This window comes from Microbacterium sp. 2216-1 (assembly GCF_046507855.1).
GTDB lineage: Bacteria > Actinomycetota > Actinomycetes > Actinomycetales > Microbacteriaceae > Microbacterium > Microbacterium esteraromaticum_C.
Window position 1 is genome coordinate 351,917 of sequence record NZ_JBKFTM010000002.1, and the last position, 19,086, is coordinate 371,002.

The window sequence follows — 19,086 nt, forward strand, 5'->3', positions numbered from 1 at the left end:
GAGATGACGGGCACGACCTCATGAACGCGACACTGAATGCGCTGCGCTACATCGCACCGAAACTGGCGCAGTTCCTGTTCGTGGTGCTGGCGACGTACACCGTCGTATTCCTCCTGGTCACCTTCCTGCCCGGCGACCCGCTGCTCGCCGCGATCGCGAGCAAGAGCGGCGGCGACACCGTCGTCGATCCCGAGACGCTCGAGCGGATGCGCGAGCAGTACGGTCTGGCGGGCACCCCGTGGGAGCAGTACTGGCACCGCCTCGGGATGCTGGCTCAGGGTGACCTCGGGATCTCGATCGCCACCGGCCAGCCAGTCGCGACCATGATCGCCCGCGCGCTGCCGAACTCCGTCGAGATCGCCGCGATCGCCTTGGTGATCGCGATCATCATCGCGGTGGTCTTCTCGTTCCTCGCCTTCCTGGCGCCGACGCGCTGGCTGCGAAACCTGCTGCTGCAGATCCCTCCCTTCGGCGTGGCGATCCCGGCGTTCCTCACGGGTCTGCTGCTGATCAGCTTCTTCTCGTTCACACTGGGCTGGCTGCCGTCATCGGGCAGCCGTCAGCCGGGCAGCGCGATTCTGCCCGCGATCACCCTTGCCCTGCCGGTCGGGGCGATCCTGTTCCAGGTGTTCTCTGCGGCCGTGCTGGAGGCCCAGGCCAGCCAGCACGTGTTCACCGCGGTCGCCAAGGGCGTACCGCCCCGCCGAATCTTCACCGCGCACCTGCTGCGCAACGCGCTGCTGCCGACGATCACCGTGCTGGGATTGACGATCGGCTACCTCGCGGCGGGCACGGCCGTGGTCGAGACGGTCTTCTCCCGTGACGGCATCGGCCGGATGACCGTGAACGCCGTGCTGGCCAGGGACGTCAATGTCATTCAGGGCATCGTGCTCATGGTCGCCGCCGTCTATGCCACCGTCAACCTCATCGTCGACCTGGCGTACGGCGTGATCGACCCGCGCACGCGCCGCTCGGGCCGTTCGGCGGCACGCGGCACTCAACCGGAGACGTCGCAGAAGGAGGCGTCGGCATGAGACTGTTGCGTCAACCCGGATTCACGCTCAGCGTGCTGGTGCTGATCACCGTCGCCGTGGCGATCGTCGCCCCGTCGCTGCTTGCCACGCACGATCCCTACCTCTCGGTGCCGAAGGATCGGTTGCTGCCGCCCAGCCCCGACCACCTGTTCGGCACCGATAACCTCGGCCGCGACCTGTACTCCCGAGTCGTGCACGGCACAGCGCTGTCGATCGTGTCGGCGGCACTCGCCGTCGTCGTCGGTGTCGTGGTCGGCGGGCTGATCGGTCTCGCCTCGAGCTTTCTCGGGGGTCCGGTCGACTTCGCGATCATGCGCGTGGTCGACGTGCTCGTCGCGATTCCGGGCATCCTTCTGGCTCTCATCGTCGTGGCCACGCTGGGATTCGGGCCGATCTCGATCGGTCTGGGCGTCGGTCTGGGAGCCGCCGGTAGCTTCGCGCGCGTGATGCGCGCGCAGGTGCTGAGGGTGCGCAACGAGGAGTACGTCGAAGCAGCGCGCACGCTCGGCGCGCGCACGCCGGCGATCCTCTTCCGCCACGTGCTGCCCAACGCCGCCCGCCCGGTGATCGCGGTCGCCGCCCTCGAACTGGGCACCGCGATTCTTGGCGTCTCCGCACTCACGTTCCTCGGATTCGGCGCGCCACCGCCCGCGCCGGAGTGGGGCGCTCTGTCTTCGGCCGGCCGCGACTTCATCGCGACGCAGCCCTGGCTGAGCATCATCCCCGGCCTGGTGATCCTGGTGGTCGTGCTGTCCGTGAACCGGGTGGCGCGCGCAATCGGAGGTGAGCGATGACTGCGCCGCTGCTCAAGGTCGAAGATCTGCGGGTCGAGTACGCCACACGTGGCCGGAGCGCCAAGGTCGTGCACGGTGTGTCCTTCGAGGTGCACGCCGGCAAGGTCGTCGCGCTGGTCGGTGAATCGGGCTCGGGCAAGTCGACGGTCTCCCAGGCGCTGATCCGGCGTCTTCCCGAGAACGGCCGCGTCAGCGGGGGCGCGATCCACTTCGCCGGTGAGGACCTCGCGCGTCTTCCCGAGCGGATGCTGCGCAAGGTACGCGGTGCGCAGATCGGCTTCGTCCCGCAGGACCCCGGTTCGTCGCTCAACCCGCTGATGCGGGTTGGTGAGCAGATCGCCGAGACGCTGCGGATCCACCGGCGGATGCCGCGCGCCGCGGCCGCCGCGCGTGCGGTGCAGATCCTCGATGAGGTCGGCATTCCCGAGCCGGCGCTGCGGGCGACGCAGTATCCGCACGAGCTGTCTGGCGGTCTGCGTCAGCGGGCCCTGATCGGCATCGCCTGGGCGTGCGGGCCGCAGCTGGTCATCGCAGACGAGCCCACGAGCGCCCTCGATGTCACGGTTCAGCGGCACGTGCTCGACCAGCTCGACCAGCTCGTGGCCGACCATGGCACTGCGGTGCTGCTGATCACGCACGACCTCGCGGTCGCCGCTGACCGGGCCGACGAGATCATCGTGATGTACCGCGGTGAGATCGTCGAGCGCGGTGCCACGGCCGACGTGCTCAGCGCGCCGAGTCACGAGTACACCCGTCGCCTGGTGGCTGCCGCGCCGGGGCTGCGTCAGGGGCGCCTGACGCCCCAGGCGCCGGATGCTGTCGAGAGCGGCGTCTTCGCGGCATTCCGTGAGCGAGAGATGCGCCCGCAGAGCGGCAGCGACAGCATTCTCGAGGTGCGGTCACTGTGCAAGACGTACGGCGTGCGCGGCGGGTCGTTCCTCGCGGCTGACGACGTCTCGTTCGCGGTGCCCCGGGGGCAGACGCTGTCGATCGTCGGCGAGTCGGGGTCGGGCAAGACGACCAGTGCGCGGATCGCGGCCCGGCTCGTGTCGGCCGATTCCGGCACCGTGCTGCTCGACGGCACCGACATCACCCACGCCCGGGGTGAGGAGCTGCGTCAGCTGCGCCGGCGGATGCAGGTGGTGTATCAGAACCCGTTCGGATCGCTCGATCCGCGCATGACGGTGGAGCGCATCGTGTCGGAGCCGCTGCGGTCGTTCCGCATCGGTGATCGCGCGTCGCAGGCGAGCCTGGTGCGAGATCTGCTGGAGCGCGTACGGCTGGCGCCCGAACTGGCCGACCGTCGTCCGGTCGAGCTCTCGGGCGGACAACGCCAGCGCGTGGCCATCGCCCGGGCGCTGGCGATCGGGCCCGAGCTGATGATCCTCGACGAGCCGGTGTCGGCGCTCGACGTGTCGGTGCAGGAGCAGATCCTGCAGCTGCTCGTCGACCTGCAGGCCGAGTTCGGTCTGAGCTATCTGTTCATCTCGCACGATCTGGGCGTGGTGAGTCAGATCTCCGACCGCATCGTCGTGATGCAGAAGGGGCGCGTCGTCGAGAGCGGCGATGCCGAGCGCGTCTTCGCCGAGCCGGCGCACGATTACACGAGGGAGCTCATCGCCGCCATCCCCGGCACCCAGCGCGCATGATACCCTAGGGGGTATCTTTGAGCGCAAGGGGAGTCAGTAGATGCGCGTGATCATCATCGGGGGCGTCGCCGGCGGTATGTCCGCCGCCACACGTCTGCGGCGCCTCGACGAGTCGGCCGAGATCATCGTGATCGAGCAGGGCGACTACGTCAGCTTCGCCAACTGCGGCCTGCCGTACTTCGTCGGTGGGGTCATCCCCGAGCGGCAGGCACTGCTGCTGCAGACCCCCGAATCGCTGCGCGCGCGCTTCGAGCTCGACGTGCGCACCCGCCACGAGGCGGTCGCGATCAACCGTGAGGCCCAGACCGTCAGCATCCGCGATGCGCGCACCGGCGCCGTGATCGACGAGGCGTACGACCACCTGATCCTCGCCGTCGGCGCCACTCCACGCGACGCGTTCGAACAGATCGACGGCGGCCCGACGGTCTCGACCCTGCGCACCGTCGACGACGTCGACCGCATCACCCTCGCTCTCGAAGAACTGGCCCTCGATGAGGCACCGCGCGCGGGACGCGCGGTCGTCGCCGGCGGCGGCTTCATCGGTCTCGAAGCCGTCGAGAACCTCGTGCACCGCGGACTCGACGTCACGCTCGTGCAGAACGGCGCCCATCCGCTGAGCCCCCTCGACTCCGAGATGGCCGCTCTCGTGGTCGATGAGCTCGCCGCTCGCGGCGTCGACCTGCGCATGCGCACCTCGGTCGCCTCGGTGGATGCCGACGGCGTGCACCTCGATGACGGCACCACCGTCGCCGCCGACCTGCTGATCGACGCCCGTGGCGTGCGCCCGGCGGCATCCATCGTCACGACCGCGGGTCTCGCGACCGCACCCAGCGGCGGCATCGAAGTCGACGCCCTGCAGCGCACCAGCGACCCGCGCATCTTCGCCGTCGGCGACGCCGCGCTGAAGGTCGATGCGATCTCGGCCGAGCCGACCCTGGTCACGATGGCGGGCCTGGCGAATCGGCACGGCCGCACCGCGGCCGACGTCATCGCCTGGGAGCACGGACTGCTCGACGAGCGCCCCGCCGACGCCCTTCCGGCGGTCGGTACGGCGATCGTCGGGGTGTTCGGCCTCGCCGTCGCGATGGTCGGGTGGAGCGAGCGACGCCTGGCGGATGCCGGACGCGCGCACCGCGTCATCCACGCGCACCCCGCCGACCACGCCGGCTACTACCCCGGTGCCGAGCGGCTCACCATGAAGCTGCTGGTCGACCCCGGTACCGATCTGATCCTGGGCGCCCAGGTGATCGGCCGCAGCGGTGCCGACAAACGCATCGACATCATCGCCACCGCGATGCAGGCGGGGCTCACCGCCACGCAGCTCAGCCGCCTCGAACTCGCCTACGCACCGCAGTACGGTTCGGCGAAAGACCCGGTCAACATGCTCGGCTACATCGCCGACAACGCCGCGAGCGATCTGACCGGCAGCATCCAGTGGCACGAGCTCGACGCCGCCGTGGCGGCCGGCGCGACCCTGATCGATGTGCGCAGCGAGACCGAGCATGCGGGCGGCGCCATCCCGGGCAGCATCAACGTTCCGCTCGATGAGCTGCGCGCCCGACTCGGCGAGCTGCCCGACGGTGAGCTGATCGTGCACTGCCAGGTCGGCCAGCGCGGGCACACCGCCACGCGCCTGCTGCGCCAGCACGACCGTCGCGTGCGCAACCTCGACGGCGGCTACCTCACCTGGGTGGCCGGAACGCGGATGCACGCCGACACCCGCACGACTGTGAAGGAGTACGCATGAGCCCTCAGGCATCCGATGAAGAGATCCGCAAGGTCGTCAACCGTCTCAAGCGGGCCCGCGGCCAGCTGACCGCCGTCATCGACGCGATGGAAGACGAAGCCGACTGCCGCGACGTCGTCATCCAGCTCGCCGCCGTCGGCAAGGCCATCGACCGCGCCGGCTTCTCGGTGATCAGCACCGCGCTGCGCAGCTGCGTGACCGACGCCGAGCAGGGCACCGTCCGCGAAGACGACGCCCCCACCGTCGCTGAGCTCGAGAAGCTGTTCCTGACGCTCGCCTGACATCGGCGGATGCCCGAGACCGGCCGGTCTCGGGCATCCGACTCTGCGCGCGTGTCAGCGGCCGTCAGTCCATCTGCGTGGCGAGCTTCAGCCGCTCGTGTCCAGTGACGGGTCGCATGTTCGGGAAGTCGAACGTCACCTCGTGGATTCGGCCGGTGAACGGGAACAGTCCGCGGTCGTCGTAGTCGGCGCAGACCGGCGAGACGCAGTCCATGCCGACGTCCATCGTCTCGGTGCCGCACCGCATCGGGATCTGCTCGGGCAGGTGCAGATCACCCGCCGGTGCACCGTCGATCGTCATCGTGACGTCGGCGGGTCCGCCGGGGCGCGGTGTCTGCGGAGTGATCGTGACGGTGAGCGTGTGTCGTCCCGGTGAGAGGGCGGCATCCGACATCAGGTCGTAGCGGCGGATGCCGAAGAAGTTGTAGTGGAACCGGGCGCGGTCCTCCCAGCCGAACAACGACCACCCGGCGGCATCCCCACCGACGGCGAAGACGACTCCTTCCGCACCGGACTCCGGTACGTCGATCTCGGCGGTGAGCGTCAGAGGAACACTGACCATCCGGGGCCCGCTGCCCTCGGGCAGACGCACCATTCCCTCGTGGAAGGTGACCCGGTCGCGTCCGGCGAAGTAGCTCGGGCGCAGGGTGACATCGAGCCGTTCGGCGAAACTGTCGTCGAGGGGCAGCACGTTGTACCGCGCCGCCTCGGCCATGAACATGTCCTGCAGTTCGCGCAGGCGCTCGGGATGCTGGTCGGCGACGTCGTCGGCCTGGCTGAAGTCGTCGGTGATGTTGTACAGCTCCCACGTGTCGTCGTCCCAGCTGTACGTGCCCGAGGTCTCCCAGGGCAGCCGGCCGTGCCGGCACGAGGCGATCCACCCGTCGGAGTACATGGCGCGGTTGCCGAGCATCTCGAAGTACTGCTTGGTGTGCCGGCTGGGGGCATCGGCGTTGTCGTCGGCGAACGTGTAGGCGAAGCTCGTGCCCTCAATCGGCTTCTGGATGAAGCCGTTGACCTCGGTCGGATGCGCGACACCGACGATCTCGAGCAGCGTGGGCGTCACATCGATGACGTGATGGAACTGCGAACGCACCTTTCCGGTGTCGGTGATGCGCTCGGGCCACGACACGATCATGCTGTTGCGGGTGCCGCCGAAGTGCGATGCGACCTGCTTGGTCCACTGGAACGGGGTGTCGCCGGCGTGCGCCCAGCCGACCGCGTAGTGCGGTGAGGTGCCCGGCAGGCCCCACTGGTCGATGAACCCGATCGCCTCATCCATCGACGGCTGGCGTCCGTTCAGACTCATCAGCTCATTGGGCGTGCCCACCAGCGACCCTTCGGCGCTCGAACCGTTATCGCCGATGATGTAGATGACGATCGTGTTGTCGAGCTGGCCCATCTCTTCGATGGCGTCGACGACGCGGCCCACCTCGTAGTCGGTGTGCTCCAAGAAGTCGGCGAAGTTCTCGGCCTGGCGGGCGAAGAGCCTGCGGTGCTCTTCGGGCTGGCTGTCCCACGAGGGGATCTGCTCGGGCCGCTCGGTGAGCTTGGTGCCCGGCGGGATGATGCCCGCATCGAGCTGGTTCTGGTGTACCTGGCGGCGGTACTCATCCCACCCCATGTCGAACCGGCCCTCGTTGCGGCCGCGCCAGTCGAGCGGAGGCTGGTGCGGGGCGTGCGCAGCGCCGGGCGAGAAGTAGGCGAGAAAGGGACGGTCGGGTGCGATCGCCTGCTGCGTGCCGATCCACGAGATGGCCTTGTCGGCGAGGTCGCGGGTCAGATGATAGCCGTCCTCGGGGCGAGCGGGCGGCTCGACCGCGCGGGTGTTCTCGTACAGCGACGGATAGAACTGATCGGTCTCACCGGCGATGAACCCGTAGAAGTAGTCGAAGCCCTGATGGGTCGGCCAGTTGTCGAACGGGCCGGCGGGGCTGGTCTGGTTGTCGGGCACGTTGTGGTTCTTGCCGAACCAGGCCGACGTGTAGCCGGCGTGCTTGAGCATCTCGGCGAAGGTGGCCGTGCCCTTGGGGATGATGCCGCTGTAGCCCGGATACCCGGTCGCCATCTCTTGGATCACCCCGGTTGCGACGGTGTGGTGATTGCGCCCGGTGAGCATGGCCGCGCGGGTCGGCGAGCACAGCGCGGTGGTGTGGAACTGGTTGTAGAACAGGCCGCGCCCCGCCAGGCGCTCAGCGGTGGGCATCCGCACGAGCCCGCCGTTCACACTCGGCCAGCCGAAGCCGACGTCGTCGAGCAGCACGAGCAGGATGTTCGGCGACCCCGCCGGCGCTTCGCGCATCGGCGGGAAGTCGGGCTCGGAGTCGACCGCGTGGGTGCGGATGCGGGCCGACGGATACGTCCATTCCGGTTCGGGGAGGTGGTTCCGATCGAGGTGCACCGGAAAGTCGTCGTTGGGCGTGGTCGACATCGTTACCGCCTTCTGCTCGCGTCGGGGGAACTCACGGTGTTTCGTAGCGAGTGTGCCCCGGCAGGCGACGGTCGGCATCGGGGGCATCGCCCGGGCGGGGTGAGAGGGCGGCGTGCGTCCGGCGACGCGCTGCGTCAGCCGGCGTCGGCGACGCGCTGCGCGAGGTGCGGCAACACGCGATCGGATGCCGGTGGCGCCTGCAGCCCGAGTACGCGGGCGATCTCCAGGGCGAGCACGGCGTGGCCGGTTGCACCGGGATGGAACGGGTCGTTCAGCAGGTGGTGGGCCACGGCGCCCGCCCCGAGTTCGGTGAACCGGGCGAACTGGTCGATGAGGATGACGTCCTGCCTCGCGGCGACATCGCGGGTCGCCTGGGCGAACTCGGCGATGCGTGCGCGCTCGGGGGCGTGGGCGATGTCGATCGTCGGCGGCGTCTGCAGCACCGGGATCGCGCCGATCTTGCGCACGCGCTGCACGAACTCCGTCACCGATGCCGCGAACTCGTGCGGCGCGACGACGCCCGCCTTGGCGGTCGTCGAGCAGTCGTTGGTTCCGATCATGAGGGTGACGATGTTCGGATGCCAGTGCGCGACGCGCCGGTCGAAGTCCTTGAGCAGCTGCGTGACGCGCCAACCGCTGATGGCGGTGTTGATCAGGGCATCCTGCACGCGACCCATATCGCCGCGGATCAGCTCATGCAGGTGGTCGACGTAGTTGCGCTCGCCGCGGGTGTGCAGCAGGCCGTGCGTGATCGAGTCGCCGGTCAGTACCCAGGTGAGGGGCGTCTTGGATGCCAGGGCATCGCGCAACCGGTCGCGTTCGCCGCCCACGGATCAGCCGAGCAGCAGGGTCAGCACGGTAGCGCCGCCGCCGACGAGGATCAGCGAGACGATCGTGATCCACGCGACGATGCGGATGCGGCGCTGGCGTCCCTCGCTGTAGACGGAGAGGTCTTCGGCTTCTTCGTGGTGGGAGTTCATCAGGCTCTTCTCTGGTGCGATGCGGTTCGGGCGGGGGACGGCTCGGCGCCCGTCGAAACCCTGCACGAAGCGTATCGCGTGTGTTCCTTCCGGCGCCCGTCGCGCGGGCGCCGGAAGGAACGACCGTCACTTCTCGTCGGGTGACTCCGGGGTCGACGGCTCGTCGCCCGGGGCCTGCTCATCCGCGTGCTCCTGCTCGCGGCGCTGGCGGCGCAGCTCGCGACGGTTCTCACCGACGGTGAGCGACGCGTCGCCGGATGCCGTGTGCGTCGGATCGTCGGGACCCTTGTGCTGGATGCGTCCGGGAGTGAGCGTGCGGTTGATGTCTTCGGCGGTGACCATCGGGATCTGACCGGTAGCCGTCTCGTACCATTCGGTGAGCGCCGGGTCGTCCGAGTCGATGGATGCTCCCGCGCCCTCTTCGGCCGCGACCTCGGTCGCACCGAACACGAAGTCGTCGCCGTGCTCGGCGATACCGCGTCGCACGCCCTGCGCGATCGCGGCCTTCGCGTAGCGCTGACGCAGCATGTACGGGTCGGTGGCCAGTTCCTTCGCCCACGAGATCATGATGCCGATCACGATGAACGCGAAGGGCAGCGCCGTCACGACCATCATCGACTGCAGACCCGACAGGGCCGTCTCGCCACCGGCGAGCAGCAGCGCGAGAGCTGCGGCGCCGAGCAGGATGCCCCAGGCGAGTGTCACCCACGTGGCCGGCTCGGGCCGGCCGCGCTGGCTCATCGAGCCCATGACGATGGCGGCCGAGTCGGCCGAGGTGATGAAGAACAGCACGATCGAGACCATCGCGATCACCGACAGCACGACACCGAACGGCAGCTGGTCGAACAGCGCGAACAGCACGCCCTCCGACGAACCGACCTCGCTCAGCTCACCGTTCTGGCTGTCGAAGTACATCGCGGCGCCGCCGAGTACGCCGAACCAGACGATGCAGACCGACGAGGGCACCATGATCACCACGGTGACGAATTCACGCAGGGTACGGCCGCGCGAGATCTTGGCGATGAACATGCCCACGAAGGGCGTCCACGAGATCCACCAGGCCCAGTAGTAGTTGGTCCACGATGACATGAACGCGGCCTCGGCCTCGCCCTGACCGGCGTTGCGCGAGAGCATCACCCACAGCTCGCCGAGGAACGTCGAGACGCTGGCGGGGATCATGTTCAGCAGGAACAGGGTCGGGCCCGCGATGAACACGACGATGCCGATGGTGCCCGCGAGCACCATGTTGATGTTCGACAGGGCGCGGATGCCGCGCTTGATGCCCGACACGGCCGAGACGACGAACGCCGCGGTCAGCACGGTGACGACGATGATCAGCGCGCCGTTGCCGAGCGGTCCGATGCCCGCGACGAACTCGACGCCGCTGGTGATCTGCAGCGTGCCGATACCGAGGGTGACAGCCGTACCGAACAGGGTGACGATGATGGCGAACACATCGATGATGGCGCCGAGCCAGCCCTCGGTGCGCTGCCCGAAGATCGGGTAGAAGATGGCCGAGATCAGCGGAGCGCGGCCGCGGCGATAGGCGGCATAGGCGATCGCCCCACCGACGAGCGCGTAGAACGCCCACGCCATCGGACCCCAGTGCAGGATCGACTGGGCAAGAGCGTCGAGCATCGCGTGTGGGGTGCCCGCCTCGGAGTCGAACCCTGGCGGCACGGCGTTGAAGTAGCCGAGCGGTTCGGCCGGTCCGAAGAACAGCAGCCCGATGCCCATACCCGCCGAGAACAGCATCGCGATCCACGAAACCGTCGAGAACTCGGGCTCTTCGTCATCCGCTCCCAGGCGCACCGCGCCGGTGCGCCCGTAGCCGACGACGAGCATGAACGCGAAGACCAGGATGGCCAGGAGCGAGAACAACCAGCCGAAGTTCGCGGTGACCCACGTCAGCGAGGTCGACCCGGTGGCGCTGAGGTTATCGGGTGCGGCGAAACCCCAGACCACCACCGCGAGCACCAGAATGCCGGCGACGCCGAAGACGAACCAGTTGGTGTTGAAGATGCGAGGCGTGTCCTCGACACCGATTCCAGGAATCAGCGCGGGGTGCGTCACCTCTTTGAGGATCTTCTTGTCTTTGAGCAGCTTCTTCGGCGCGGGTTTCTGTTGTGTGTTCTCTGGAGGAGACATTCCCCCACGGTAGCGAACCCCCGTGCGGCGCACGGGGGAGGTTCCGCGGCGGGCCGCGGAACCCGCCTCAGGCGTCGGTGGCGACCGTCGGCCCGAACACGGCCGGCAGCGTGCCGCGCGAGGTCTCGCGCAGCTCGTCGACCGAGACGGTGAAGACGTCCTGCACCTCGAGTGCCGGCTCGGTGTCGGTGACACCGATGCGCAGCACCGGGTAACCGCGTCCCTCGCACAGGCCGCGGAACTTCACGTCGTCCTCGCGGGGAACGGTGACGATGACACGACCGGTCGACTCCGAGAAGAGCGCGGATGCCGCATCCACGCCGTCGCGCTCGATCAGCTCGGTCAGCCACACCCGGGCGCCGACGCCGAAGCGCATCACGCCCTCGGCGAGAGCCTGACCCAGGCCACCCTCCGACAGGTCGTGCGCCGACGAGATCAGCCACTCCTCGCGCGCAGCTCCGAGGAGCCCTGCCAGACGACGCTCGCCGGCCAGATCGACCTTGGGCGGCAGGCCACCCAGGTGGTCGTGCACGGTGTCGGCCCATGCCGAACCCGACAGCTCGGTCGAGGTGACACCGAGCAGGTAGATGTTCTCACCGGCGTCCTGCCAGCCCGACGGGATGCGACGCGAGACGTCGTCGATGATGCCCATCACACCGACCAGGGGAGTCGGATGGATCGGCACATCACCGGTCTGGTTGTAGAACGAGACGTTGCCGCCGGTCACCGGGGTGCCCAGTTCGTAGCATCCGTCCGCCAACCCGTCGACGGTCTGGCCGAACTGCCACATGACCTCGGGGTTCTCGGGGCTGCCGAAGTTGAGGCAGTCGGTGATGGCCGTCGGCGTCGCGCCGGTGACGGCGACGTTGCGGTACGCCTCGGCCAGGGCCAGCTGCGCACCCGCGTACGGGTCGAGCTGGCAGTAGCGGCCGTTGGCGTCGGTCGAGATCGCGAAGCCCAGGCCCGACTCCTCGTCGACGCGGATCATGCCGGCGTCGTCGGGGAAGGCGAGGGCCGTGTTGCCGCCCACGTAGTAGTCGTACTGGTTGGTGATCCAGCTGGTGTCGGCCAGGTTCGGCGAGCCGAGCATCGCCAGGAACTGCGCCCGCAGCACCTCGGGCTCGTTCGAACGGGGCAGGTCTTCGGCAGCATCCGCCTGCAACGCGTCGATCCACGTCGGGTACGCGACCGGACGGTCGTAGACCGGGCCGTCGACGGCGACCGTCGACGGGTCGACGTCGACGATGCGCTCACCCTGCCAGTCGATGACGAGGCGACCGTCTCCGGTGACCTCACCGAGAACGCTGGTCTCGACGTCCCACTTGTTGACGACGGCGAGGAACGCGTCGAGCTTCTCGGGGGCGACGATGGCCATCATGCGCTCCTGCGACTCCGACATGAGGATCTCCTCAGCGGTCAGGGTGGGGTCGCGCAGCAGCACGTTGTCGAGCGAGACGTGCATGCCCGAGTTGCCGTTGGCGGCGAGCTCGCTCGTCGCGCACGAGATGCCTGCGGCGCCGAGGTCTTGGATGGCCTCGACGAGCTCGTCGCGGTACAGCTCCAGGCAGCACTCGATGAGCACCTTCTCGGCGAACGGGTCGCCGACCTGCACAGCGGGACGCTTGGTGGGGCCGCCGTCGTCGAACGAGTCGGATGCCAGGATGCTGGCGCCGCCGATGCCGTCGCCACCCGTGCGAGCACCGAACAGCACGACCTTGTTGCCGACGCCGGTGGCGTTGGCGAGCTTGAGGTCCTCGTGGCGCAGCACACCCACGGCGAGGGCGTTGACGAGCGGGTTGGCCTGGTAGACACCGTCGAAGACGGTCTCGCCGCCGATGTTGGGCAGGCCCAGGCAGTTGCCGTAGAAGCTGATGCCGCTGGTGACGCCGTGCACCACGCGCGGGGTGTCGGGGTGGTCGATGGCGCCGAAGCGCAGGGCATCCATAACCGCGACGGGGCGAGCGCCCATCGAGATGATGTCGCGGACGATGCCGCCGACGCCGGTCGCCGCGCCCTGGAACGGCTCGATGAAGCTCGGGTGGTTGTGCGACTCGGCCTTGAACGTCACGGCCCAGCCCTCGCCCACGTCGACGACACCGGCGTTCTGGCCCATGCCGACCATCAGGCGCTCGCGCATCTCGTCGGACACCTTCTCGCCGAAGCGGCGCAGGTACTTCTTGGACGACTTGTACGAGCAGTGCTCCGACCACATCACCGAGTACATCGCCAGCTCGCCCGAGGTGGGGCGGCGGCCCAGGATCTCCCTGATGCGCGCGTACTCGTCGTCCTTGAGGCCGAGCGCGCCGTAGGGCTGCTCCTTCTCAGGCGTCGCGGCAGCGTTCTCGACCGAGTCGGGAACGTGAGTGGTGGTGGTGTTCGGGGTGGTCACGCGGGCTCCAAGCGAAGAGGGAGGCGGGGCAGGATCAGTCTACTGGGGGCGCGCCCCACCCGCCTTGCGGCCCTTGTTGTGTGCCCTTCCGCTGAGAAACCACTTCCAGTACGAAAAACCACCTGCCACGTGGTTTCTCACACGGGAAGTGGTTTCTCAACGGGTGAGACGGCGGGGCGGGCCGGACGGCGGGCGAGTAGGCGGGCGAGGGGAGGGCGGGGGCGGTAGCGTCGGAGCATGACGTCCAGCAACCCGTTGATTCCGGCCGGCTATGACATCGTGTGGACGGCGCTGGCGATAGCGGTCGTCGTGCTGGCGGTCGTGGCATTGGTCTCGCTCGCCCGTTCGGCGAAGAGGCTCAGCGCACCGCAGGCTTTGATCTGGGTGCTGATCGTGCTGCTCGTGCCGGTGCTCGGCCCGATCGCCTGGCTTGCCGTAGGTCGTCGTAGCACGCGGCCCGTGCGCCGCTGAGAAACCACTTCCCGCACGAAAAACCACCTCCCACGTGGTTTCTCACACGGGAGGTGGTTTCTCAGCGGATGGGTACGCGGCGGGCGAGCGCAGCGCGCCGCGTCAGGGCAGCAGGTGGGTGCGGAGCGTGGTGCGGATGCCCGAGATCGACGTGATGTCGGTCCACTCGGCGGCCAGTGCACGGGCGGCCACGAGCACCGAGCGGGCCGCGGGTGCGCGCAGCGCAGGCTCCAGCGTCTCGATGTCGGCGACCTTCGCGGCCCCGACGATGCGCCGTGCCATCTTGGCCGCGGCGAACAATGCCGATTCCCGCAGGATCTCGGCCACCCGGCGCCGCGCGAACGCGTCATCGAAGAGCTTCGTCTCGTGCCAGGTCGCCGCAGCGGCGAGATAGGCCTCTTCGAAGCCCTTCCAGGTCTGCTCGATCAGCGACAGCGCCCATGCGGCGCGTTCGTCATCGCCCTGGGCGCGGGCGCGGGCAGCGGCGAAGGCGTAGTTCGCGAACAGTGCACCGATGTCGAAGGCGACGGGGCCGTAGAACGCGAACTCCGAGTCGAACACCTTCACCGATTCGGTGGCCCCACCGCGCCGGCCGCTGCCGCGCACCATGACCGAGCCGGTGTGCAGGTCGCCGTGGATCAGGGCCTCGGCGCGGGTCATGAATCGCCACTTCGCTTCGCTCATCGCCGTCGCGAATGTGGCATCCGCCGCGAGAGCGGCAGCATCCGCCTCATTCTCGGGGAGCACCGCGTTGCGACCGATGTCGAAAACCGGTTCGGTGAAGACGAGGTCCTCGGTGATGACGCACAGTTCGGCGTTCTGCGAACGTGCCGCGGTGTCGGCGACCTCTCCGCGGCTCTGTCCGAGCACCGAGGTGCCGACCGCGACGCCGGCGACGTAGCGTCCGAGCTCGATGGCGACGCCGTCGTGGCATTCGCCGTCGTTCAGCGCGCCGCGCCACACGCGGTGGTCCGACAGGTCTTCGAGCGCGAGGATGTACCGGTCGTGGTCGTACTTGACGACCTCGACCACCAGGTCGGGGCTGATGGCGTGGTGCGCCACCAGAGACTCGGCCTCGCGCCGGGCCCGATCGGGCGTCATGGGCCAGCCCTCGCCCGTCATCCGCACGTACGGCAGTGCCTGCTTCAGGATCAGCGAGCGACCCGCCGCGTCACGCACATGAAAGACGAGGTTGAGGTTGCCGTCGCCGATCTCGCGGATCTCAGCCAGGGCGGAGCCGTCGATGCGCTGCTGAAGCTCGGGGTGAGCGGTGATGTACTCGCCGATGTTCGCCTCGGTGAGGAATTCGTACTCGTGGGACATTCGTCCGTTCCTTCGTTGGGGGACTGATGGTGGGGTCGGCCGCGGGCTATGTTGCCGGCGAGTACCGCGACTTGCGGCGCGACAGGGTGAACGAGAACAGCAGCGCCACGATCAGCACGAGACCCTTCGCCGTGTCCTGGAAGTAGTACTGGAATCCGGCCATCGTCATACCGGTCAGCACGATCGCGATGAGCACGGCGCCGAGCAGCGTTCCCCAGGCGTTCGGCTTGCCCATGCCGAGCACGGAGGTGCCGACCAGGGCGACCGCGACGGCTTCGAGCAGGCTCGACGAACCGGCGTTCACATCGCCCTGTCCGATGCGCGAGACCAGGATGATGCCGGCGACCGACGCGAACAGTGCCGAGATGACGTACGCGCTGCCGCGGTACATGCCCACGCGGATGCCCGAGAGGCGAGCAGCCTCGGGGTTCGCGCCGACCGCGTAGAGCACACGGCCCCAGGTGGTGCGGGTGAGCACGAACCAGGATGCGACGACCAGCACGAGCATGATGACGACGGGGATCGGCACCGGACCGATGGTGCCGCGGTCGATCAGCAGGAAGGTCGGGTCGAACTTGCCGGGAGCGGTCGAGCCGTTGGGCAGGATCATTCCGGATGACACCGACTGGCCGGCGACGGGGATGAGCTTCACACCCTGGATCACGAACATCACGCCCAGCGTCGCGAGCAGGTCGGGGATCTTGCACACCACGATCAGGAAGGCGTTGAGCACGCCGACCAGCAGACCGGCGATCAGCGCGACGCTCACGGCGGTGACGCCGGTGAGGTTGTAGAACACCATCGTGACGGCGACGAGCTGCACGGCCAGTCCGGCGACCGAGCCGATCGACAGGTCGAGGCCGCCGACGATCATGCTGAACATGACGCCGAGCCCGAGGATCGCGGTGACCGAGGCGAACTTCAGCATCGAGAACAGCGATTCCGACGTCGCGAATGCGGGCTGGGTGAAGGCGAAGAAGACGAACGCGATGACCGTCACGGCGATGAAGCCGTACTTCACCACGCTGTCGCGGACGACGTCGCCCAGATGGGTCTCGCGCTGCTGTGCGCGAAGGGTCGTGGTGTCGGCCATGTCAGGCCACCTCCGTCATGCTCTGGACGATCTCATCGTCGGAAACTGTGTCGATACGGGCGTCGAGGGTGATGCGTCCCTCGACGAGGACGAGGACGCGGTCGGCGATCTCACGCAGCTCGTCGACATCGCTGCACAGCATCACCACGCAGCTGCCGTCGGCCGCCTGCTCGCGTGCGCGCTTGGCGATCTCGCGCCTGGCGCCGATGTCGACGCCGCGGAACGGCTCATCGAGCAGCAGCACCTCGGGTGGGGTCTGCATCCAGCGCGCCACCATGACCTTCTGCTGGTTGCCGCCCGAGAGGGCGTCCACCGACTGCCCGGGGCCGGTCGAGACGACCCCGAAGTCGGTGATCGCCTGTGCCGCCCGGGTCGTCTCGGCACCCTGCTGCAGCAGCGGGCCGCGGGCGAAGCGTGAGAGGAACGGGAGCGAGAAGGTGCGCGCGATCGACCAGCCGGGCAGCATGCCCTGGGCGGCGCGATCCTCGGGGACGAGGAAGACACCGCGCGCGATCGCGTCTTTCGGATGCCGGGGTGCGTAGGCCTTGCCGTCGAGCTTCATCGTGCCGGTGCCCGCCGCCGTGGACTCGCCGAACACGTACTCGGCCAGCTCGGTCTTACCGGCGCCGATCAGTCCGATCACGCCGGTGACCTCTCCGCTGCGCAGTGCCACCGACATCTCGGGCGCTTCGGGGAACACGCGCAGGCCGTCGATCTCGAGGGCGACCTGCTCACCGGTCAGGTGCACCAGCTGCTCGATGTCGCGTTCAGCGCCTTCGCCCAGCATGGAGGTGACGGCGGCGGCGAAGTCGAACGGGCGCTCCTGCGTCGCCGTGATCCGGCCGTCGCGCAGCACCACGATGTCATCGGCGAGCTGGTCGATCTCGGCGAGCCGGTGCGAGACGTGCAGGATCGCGACGCCCCGGTCGCGCAGCGCGAGGATGGTTTCGAAGAGCCGCTCGGCCTCGGACTGCGACAGGGTCGAGGTCGGCTCGTCGAGGATGAGCACCTTGGGGTCGGTGACGAGAGCGCGCGCCAGCAGGAGCATCTGGCAGTCGGCGATGCCGAGTTCGAAGACGTCCTGGCGCAGGAACGCGTCGTCCCAGTCGAGTGAGAGCGCCGCGGCGACCTCGCGGGCACGCGGCAGCAGCGACTTCGGCGACGAGATCGAAGGCGTCTCGCCGAGGGCGATCTGCTCGAAGACGAGGTTCTCGGCGACGCTGAGGCCGGGGATGATCGCGTCGTCGATCCGCTGGTGAACGGTGCGCACACCCAGCCGGGATGCGGACATCGGGTTCTCCAGCTGCACCGGGGCACCGTCGAGAAGGATGTCGCCGCCGGTGGGCTGGTGCACGCCCGACAGGGCCTTGATGAGCGTGGACTTCCCGGCGCCGTTCGCGCCAAGGAGTGCGGTGATGCGGCCGGGGCGAAGGGTGAGATCCACGCCCTTCAGTACGGTGTTCGCACCGAAGGACTTGCGGATGTCGCGCAGCTCGAGAACGGGCGGGTGGGCGTCGCGCGGCGTGGTCATGATGTGGGTGCTCCTCGCTGAGCGGGTGTGTGCGATGGGGGCGGTGGGACGGCGTCGGGGCGCCGTCCCACCGTGGGATGCGTCAGAAGCTGACGACCGACATCCAGTCTGCGGTCGACACCTGCGACAGATTCAACTCAGAGACGGCGGCGCGCAGGTCTTCCATGTTCTTGATGTCGTCCTCGCGCAGCATCTCCTGCGTGACGAGCACCGGCGGGAACTCGACGAGCTCGGCATCGAGCTCACCGGCCATCGACAGGGCGAGCGTGCGCAGCACGGCGGCGCCGATCGCGTTGGGGTCGGTCGCGCCGGTGGCGACCCAGCGGCTGCCTTCCGCGCGCATGAGCTCGATGTCGGCGTTCGAGATGTCGGCGCCGTAGACGAGCACGTCGTCGCTGCCGCTGACCTGGTCGAGGCCGGTCAGCGTGCCCTTGGTGAACTCGTCGTAGGGGGCGTAGATCGCGGTGACCGACGGGTTGGCCTGCATTGCGGCGGCGACCATCGGGGCGCTGTCGCTGGCGGACGAGCTGGTGAACGAGCCGGTCTTGAACAGCTGGTCCCAGCCGTTGTCGGCGACGAACTGGCGCCAGACGGCGTCACGGCGGTCGAGCGGCGCGATGCCCTCGACGTTGACGTAGCCGACGGCCGCGCCTTCGCCGACGTCTTCGAGCATGCGGTCGAGCACGAGCTGGGCCATGATCTCGTCGGACTGCTGGGTCTGGATCACGCCGTCGGCGCACTCGGACACGTTGACGTCGTAGGCGATGACCGCGATGCCCTTGCTGATGGCGTCGTTGACGCCGGGGCACAGCGTGTCCGGGAAGCCGTGGCGCACGATGATCGCATCCACGCCCGACGAGATCGCCTGCTCGAGCTGAGTGGCCTGGGTGGCGTTGTCGCCCTGGGCGTCATAGGCCGACAGCTCGAAGCCGAGGGCTTCGGCCTGCTGACGCGTGCCGTTGAGGTACTGCTGGAAGTAGTCGCCCTGACCGGACTGCTGCACGATGGCGACCTTGGCGCCGACCAGCTCTGCGGGCATCTCGCTGCTCGCTTCGCTGACAGCACCGGAGTCGGCGGACTCCTGCGTGGCCGGCGCGCCCTGGCTGCAGGCGGTGAGTGCCAGTACGGCGGTCAGTCCGACCGTTCCGGTCGTGGCGAGCCTGCGCCGCAGGCTCCGGGATGACATGCGCTTCATTGCGATTCCTTTCTTGGATG

The 19,086-nt window shown here is 68.5% G+C and carries 15 protein-coding genes; 6 read left to right on the forward strand and 9 right to left on the reverse strand.

Annotated features, from left to right (window positions below):
* The first annotated feature begins 20 nt into the window (after positions 1 to 20).
* The 5 genes from ACLD0U_RS09520 to ACLD0U_RS09540 are packed head-to-tail and all read left to right on the forward strand — an operon-like array spanning position 21 to position 5,505.
* On the forward strand, positions 21 to 1,034 hold the full coding sequence (locus ACLD0U_RS09520) for an ABC transporter permease (protein WP_179409437.1): 1,014 nt from the start codon (positions 21 to 23) through the stop codon (positions 1,032 to 1,034).
* Positions 1,031 to 1,828: an ABC transporter permease gene (locus ACLD0U_RS09525; protein ID WP_410340474.1), complete on the forward strand. Its 798-nt coding sequence runs from the start codon at positions 1,031 to 1,033 to the stop codon at positions 1,826 to 1,828. The genes ACLD0U_RS09520 and ACLD0U_RS09525 overlap by 4 nt, the downstream gene beginning before the upstream one ends.
* The gene (locus ACLD0U_RS09530) at positions 1,825 to 3,477 is read left to right on the forward strand and encodes a dipeptide ABC transporter ATP-binding protein (protein WP_410340475.1); all 1,653 of its coding nucleotides are present in this window, start codon (positions 1,825 to 1,827) and stop codon (positions 3,475 to 3,477) included. Before ACLD0U_RS09525 ends, ACLD0U_RS09530 begins: the two co-directional genes overlap by 4 nt.
* A gap of 40 nt (positions 3,478 to 3,517) precedes the next feature.
* Complete coding sequence (locus tag ACLD0U_RS09535) at positions 3,518 to 5,224, forward strand: FAD-dependent oxidoreductase (RefSeq protein ID WP_410340476.1); 1,707 nt, start codon at positions 3,518 to 3,520, stop codon at positions 5,222 to 5,224.
* Complete coding sequence (locus ACLD0U_RS09540) at positions 5,221 to 5,505, forward strand: metal-sensitive transcriptional regulator (protein WP_274368048.1); 285 nt, start codon at positions 5,221 to 5,223, stop codon at positions 5,503 to 5,505. Before ACLD0U_RS09535 ends, ACLD0U_RS09540 begins: the two co-directional genes overlap by 4 nt.
* Positions 5,506 to 5,569: 64 nt before the next feature.
* On the opposite strand, the gene ACLD0U_RS09545 is transcribed toward ACLD0U_RS09540, so the two are convergent.
* The 5 genes from ACLD0U_RS09545 to purL all read right to left on the reverse strand — a co-directional run bounded on the left by ACLD0U_RS09545 (position 5,570) and on the right by purL (position 13,453).
* Positions 5,570 to 7,936: an arylsulfatase gene (locus ACLD0U_RS09545; protein WP_410340477.1), complete on the reverse strand. Its 2,367-nt coding sequence runs from the start codon at positions 7,934 to 7,936 to the stop codon at positions 5,570 to 5,572.
* Positions 7,937 to 8,070: 134 nt separating this feature from the next.
* The gene (locus tag ACLD0U_RS09550; protein WP_410340478.1) at positions 8,071 to 8,766 is read right to left on the reverse strand and encodes an SGNH/GDSL hydrolase family protein; all 696 of its coding nucleotides are present in this window, start codon (positions 8,764 to 8,766) and stop codon (positions 8,071 to 8,073) included.
* A gap of 3 nt (positions 8,767 to 8,769) precedes the next feature.
* On the reverse strand, positions 8,770 to 8,916 hold the full coding sequence (locus ACLD0U_RS09555) for a hypothetical protein (protein ID WP_179409430.1): 147 nt from the start codon (positions 8,914 to 8,916) through the stop codon (positions 8,770 to 8,772).
* Between the two features lie 126 nt (positions 8,917 to 9,042).
* A complete protein-coding gene (locus ACLD0U_RS09560; RefSeq protein WP_206550775.1) occupies positions 9,043 to 11,064 on the reverse strand; it encodes a BCCT family transporter in 2,022 nt (673 codons plus the stop codon).
* A 67-nt stretch (positions 11,065 to 11,131) separates the two neighbouring features.
* The gene (purL, locus tag ACLD0U_RS09565; RefSeq protein ID WP_206821317.1) at positions 11,132 to 13,453 is read right to left on the reverse strand and encodes a phosphoribosylformylglycinamidine synthase subunit PurL; all 2,322 of its coding nucleotides are present in this window, start codon (positions 13,451 to 13,453) and stop codon (positions 11,132 to 11,134) included.
* 237 nt (positions 13,454 to 13,690) lie between these two features.
* Between purL and ACLD0U_RS09570 the strand changes: the two genes are divergently transcribed.
* Entirely contained in the window at positions 13,691 to 13,924 is a 234-nt protein-coding gene (locus ACLD0U_RS09570; RefSeq protein ID WP_206822632.1) for a PLDc N-terminal domain-containing protein, read from the forward strand.
* Positions 13,925 to 14,026: 102 nt separating this feature from the next.
* Here the strand turns inward: ACLD0U_RS09570 and mtnK are convergent, their stop codons facing one another.
* The 4 genes from mtnK to ACLD0U_RS09590 form a co-directional block, all read right to left on the reverse strand.
* On the reverse strand, positions 14,027 to 15,247 hold the full coding sequence (mtnK, locus tag ACLD0U_RS09575; RefSeq protein ID WP_410340479.1) for an S-methyl-5-thioribose kinase: 1,221 nt from the start codon (positions 15,245 to 15,247) through the stop codon (positions 14,027 to 14,029).
* 46 nt (positions 15,248 to 15,293) lie between these two features.
* A complete protein-coding gene (locus tag ACLD0U_RS09580; protein ID WP_179409425.1) occupies positions 15,294 to 16,340 on the reverse strand; it encodes an ABC transporter permease in 1,047 nt (348 codons plus the stop codon).
* Between the two features lies 1 nt (position 16,341).
* Positions 16,342 to 17,871 carry a sugar ABC transporter ATP-binding protein gene (locus tag ACLD0U_RS09585; protein WP_410340480.1) on the reverse strand — a complete coding sequence of 510 codons (1,530 nt, stop codon included), beginning with the start codon at positions 17,869 to 17,871 and terminating at the stop codon, positions 16,342 to 16,344.
* An 82-nt stretch (positions 17,872 to 17,953) separates the two neighbouring features.
* Positions 17,954 to 19,057, reverse strand: coding sequence for a substrate-binding domain-containing protein (locus ACLD0U_RS09590; protein ID WP_410340481.1), 1,104 nt, complete (start codon positions 19,055 to 19,057; stop codon positions 17,954 to 17,956).
* Positions 19,058 to 19,086: the final 29 nt, after the last annotated feature.

What these genes read in the sequence shown, in the direction of transcription:
- ACLD0U_RS09560 (WP_206550775.1), bottom strand. Translation starts at nt 11,064, where the DNA reads ATGTCTCCTCCAGAGAACACACAACAGAAACCCGCGCCGAAGAAGCTG.
- ACLD0U_RS09590 (WP_410340481.1), bottom strand. Translation starts at nt 19,057, where the DNA reads ATGTCATCCCGGAGCCTGCGGCGCAGGCTCGCCACGACCGGAACGGTC.
- ACLD0U_RS09535 (WP_410340476.1), top strand. Translation starts at nt 3,518, where the DNA reads ATGCGCGTGATCATCATCGGGGGCGTCGCCGGCGGTATGTCCGCCGCC.
- ACLD0U_RS09520 (WP_179409437.1), top strand. Translation starts at nt 21, where the DNA reads ATGAACGCGACACTGAATGCGCTGCGCTACATCGCACCGAAACTGGCG.
- ACLD0U_RS09555 (WP_179409430.1), bottom strand. Translation starts at nt 8,916, where the DNA reads ATGAACTCCCACCACGAAGAAGCCGAAGACCTCTCCGTCTACAGCGAG.
- ACLD0U_RS09540 (WP_274368048.1), top strand. Translation starts at nt 5,221, where the DNA reads ATGAGCCCTCAGGCATCCGATGAAGAGATCCGCAAGGTCGTCAACCGT.
- ACLD0U_RS09570 (WP_206822632.1), top strand. Translation starts at nt 13,691, where the DNA reads ATGACGTCCAGCAACCCGTTGATTCCGGCCGGCTATGACATCGTGTGG.
- ACLD0U_RS09585 (WP_410340480.1), bottom strand. Translation starts at nt 17,871, where the DNA reads ATGACCACGCCGCGCGACGCCCACCCGCCCGTTCTCGAGCTGCGCGAC.
- mtnK (WP_410340479.1), bottom strand. Translation starts at nt 15,247, where the DNA reads ATGTCCCACGAGTACGAATTCCTCACCGAGGCGAACATCGGCGAGTAC.
- ACLD0U_RS09525 (WP_410340474.1), top strand. Translation starts at nt 1,031, where the DNA reads ATGAGACTGTTGCGTCAACCCGGATTCACGCTCAGCGTGCTGGTGCTG.
- ACLD0U_RS09530 (WP_410340475.1), top strand. Translation starts at nt 1,825, where the DNA reads ATGACTGCGCCGCTGCTCAAGGTCGAAGATCTGCGGGTCGAGTACGCC.
- ACLD0U_RS09580 (WP_179409425.1), bottom strand. Translation starts at nt 16,340, where the DNA reads ATGGCCGACACCACGACCCTTCGCGCACAGCAGCGCGAGACCCATCTG.
- ACLD0U_RS09545 (WP_410340477.1), bottom strand. Translation starts at nt 7,936, where the DNA reads ATGTCGACCACGCCCAACGACGACTTTCCGGTGCACCTCGATCGGAAC.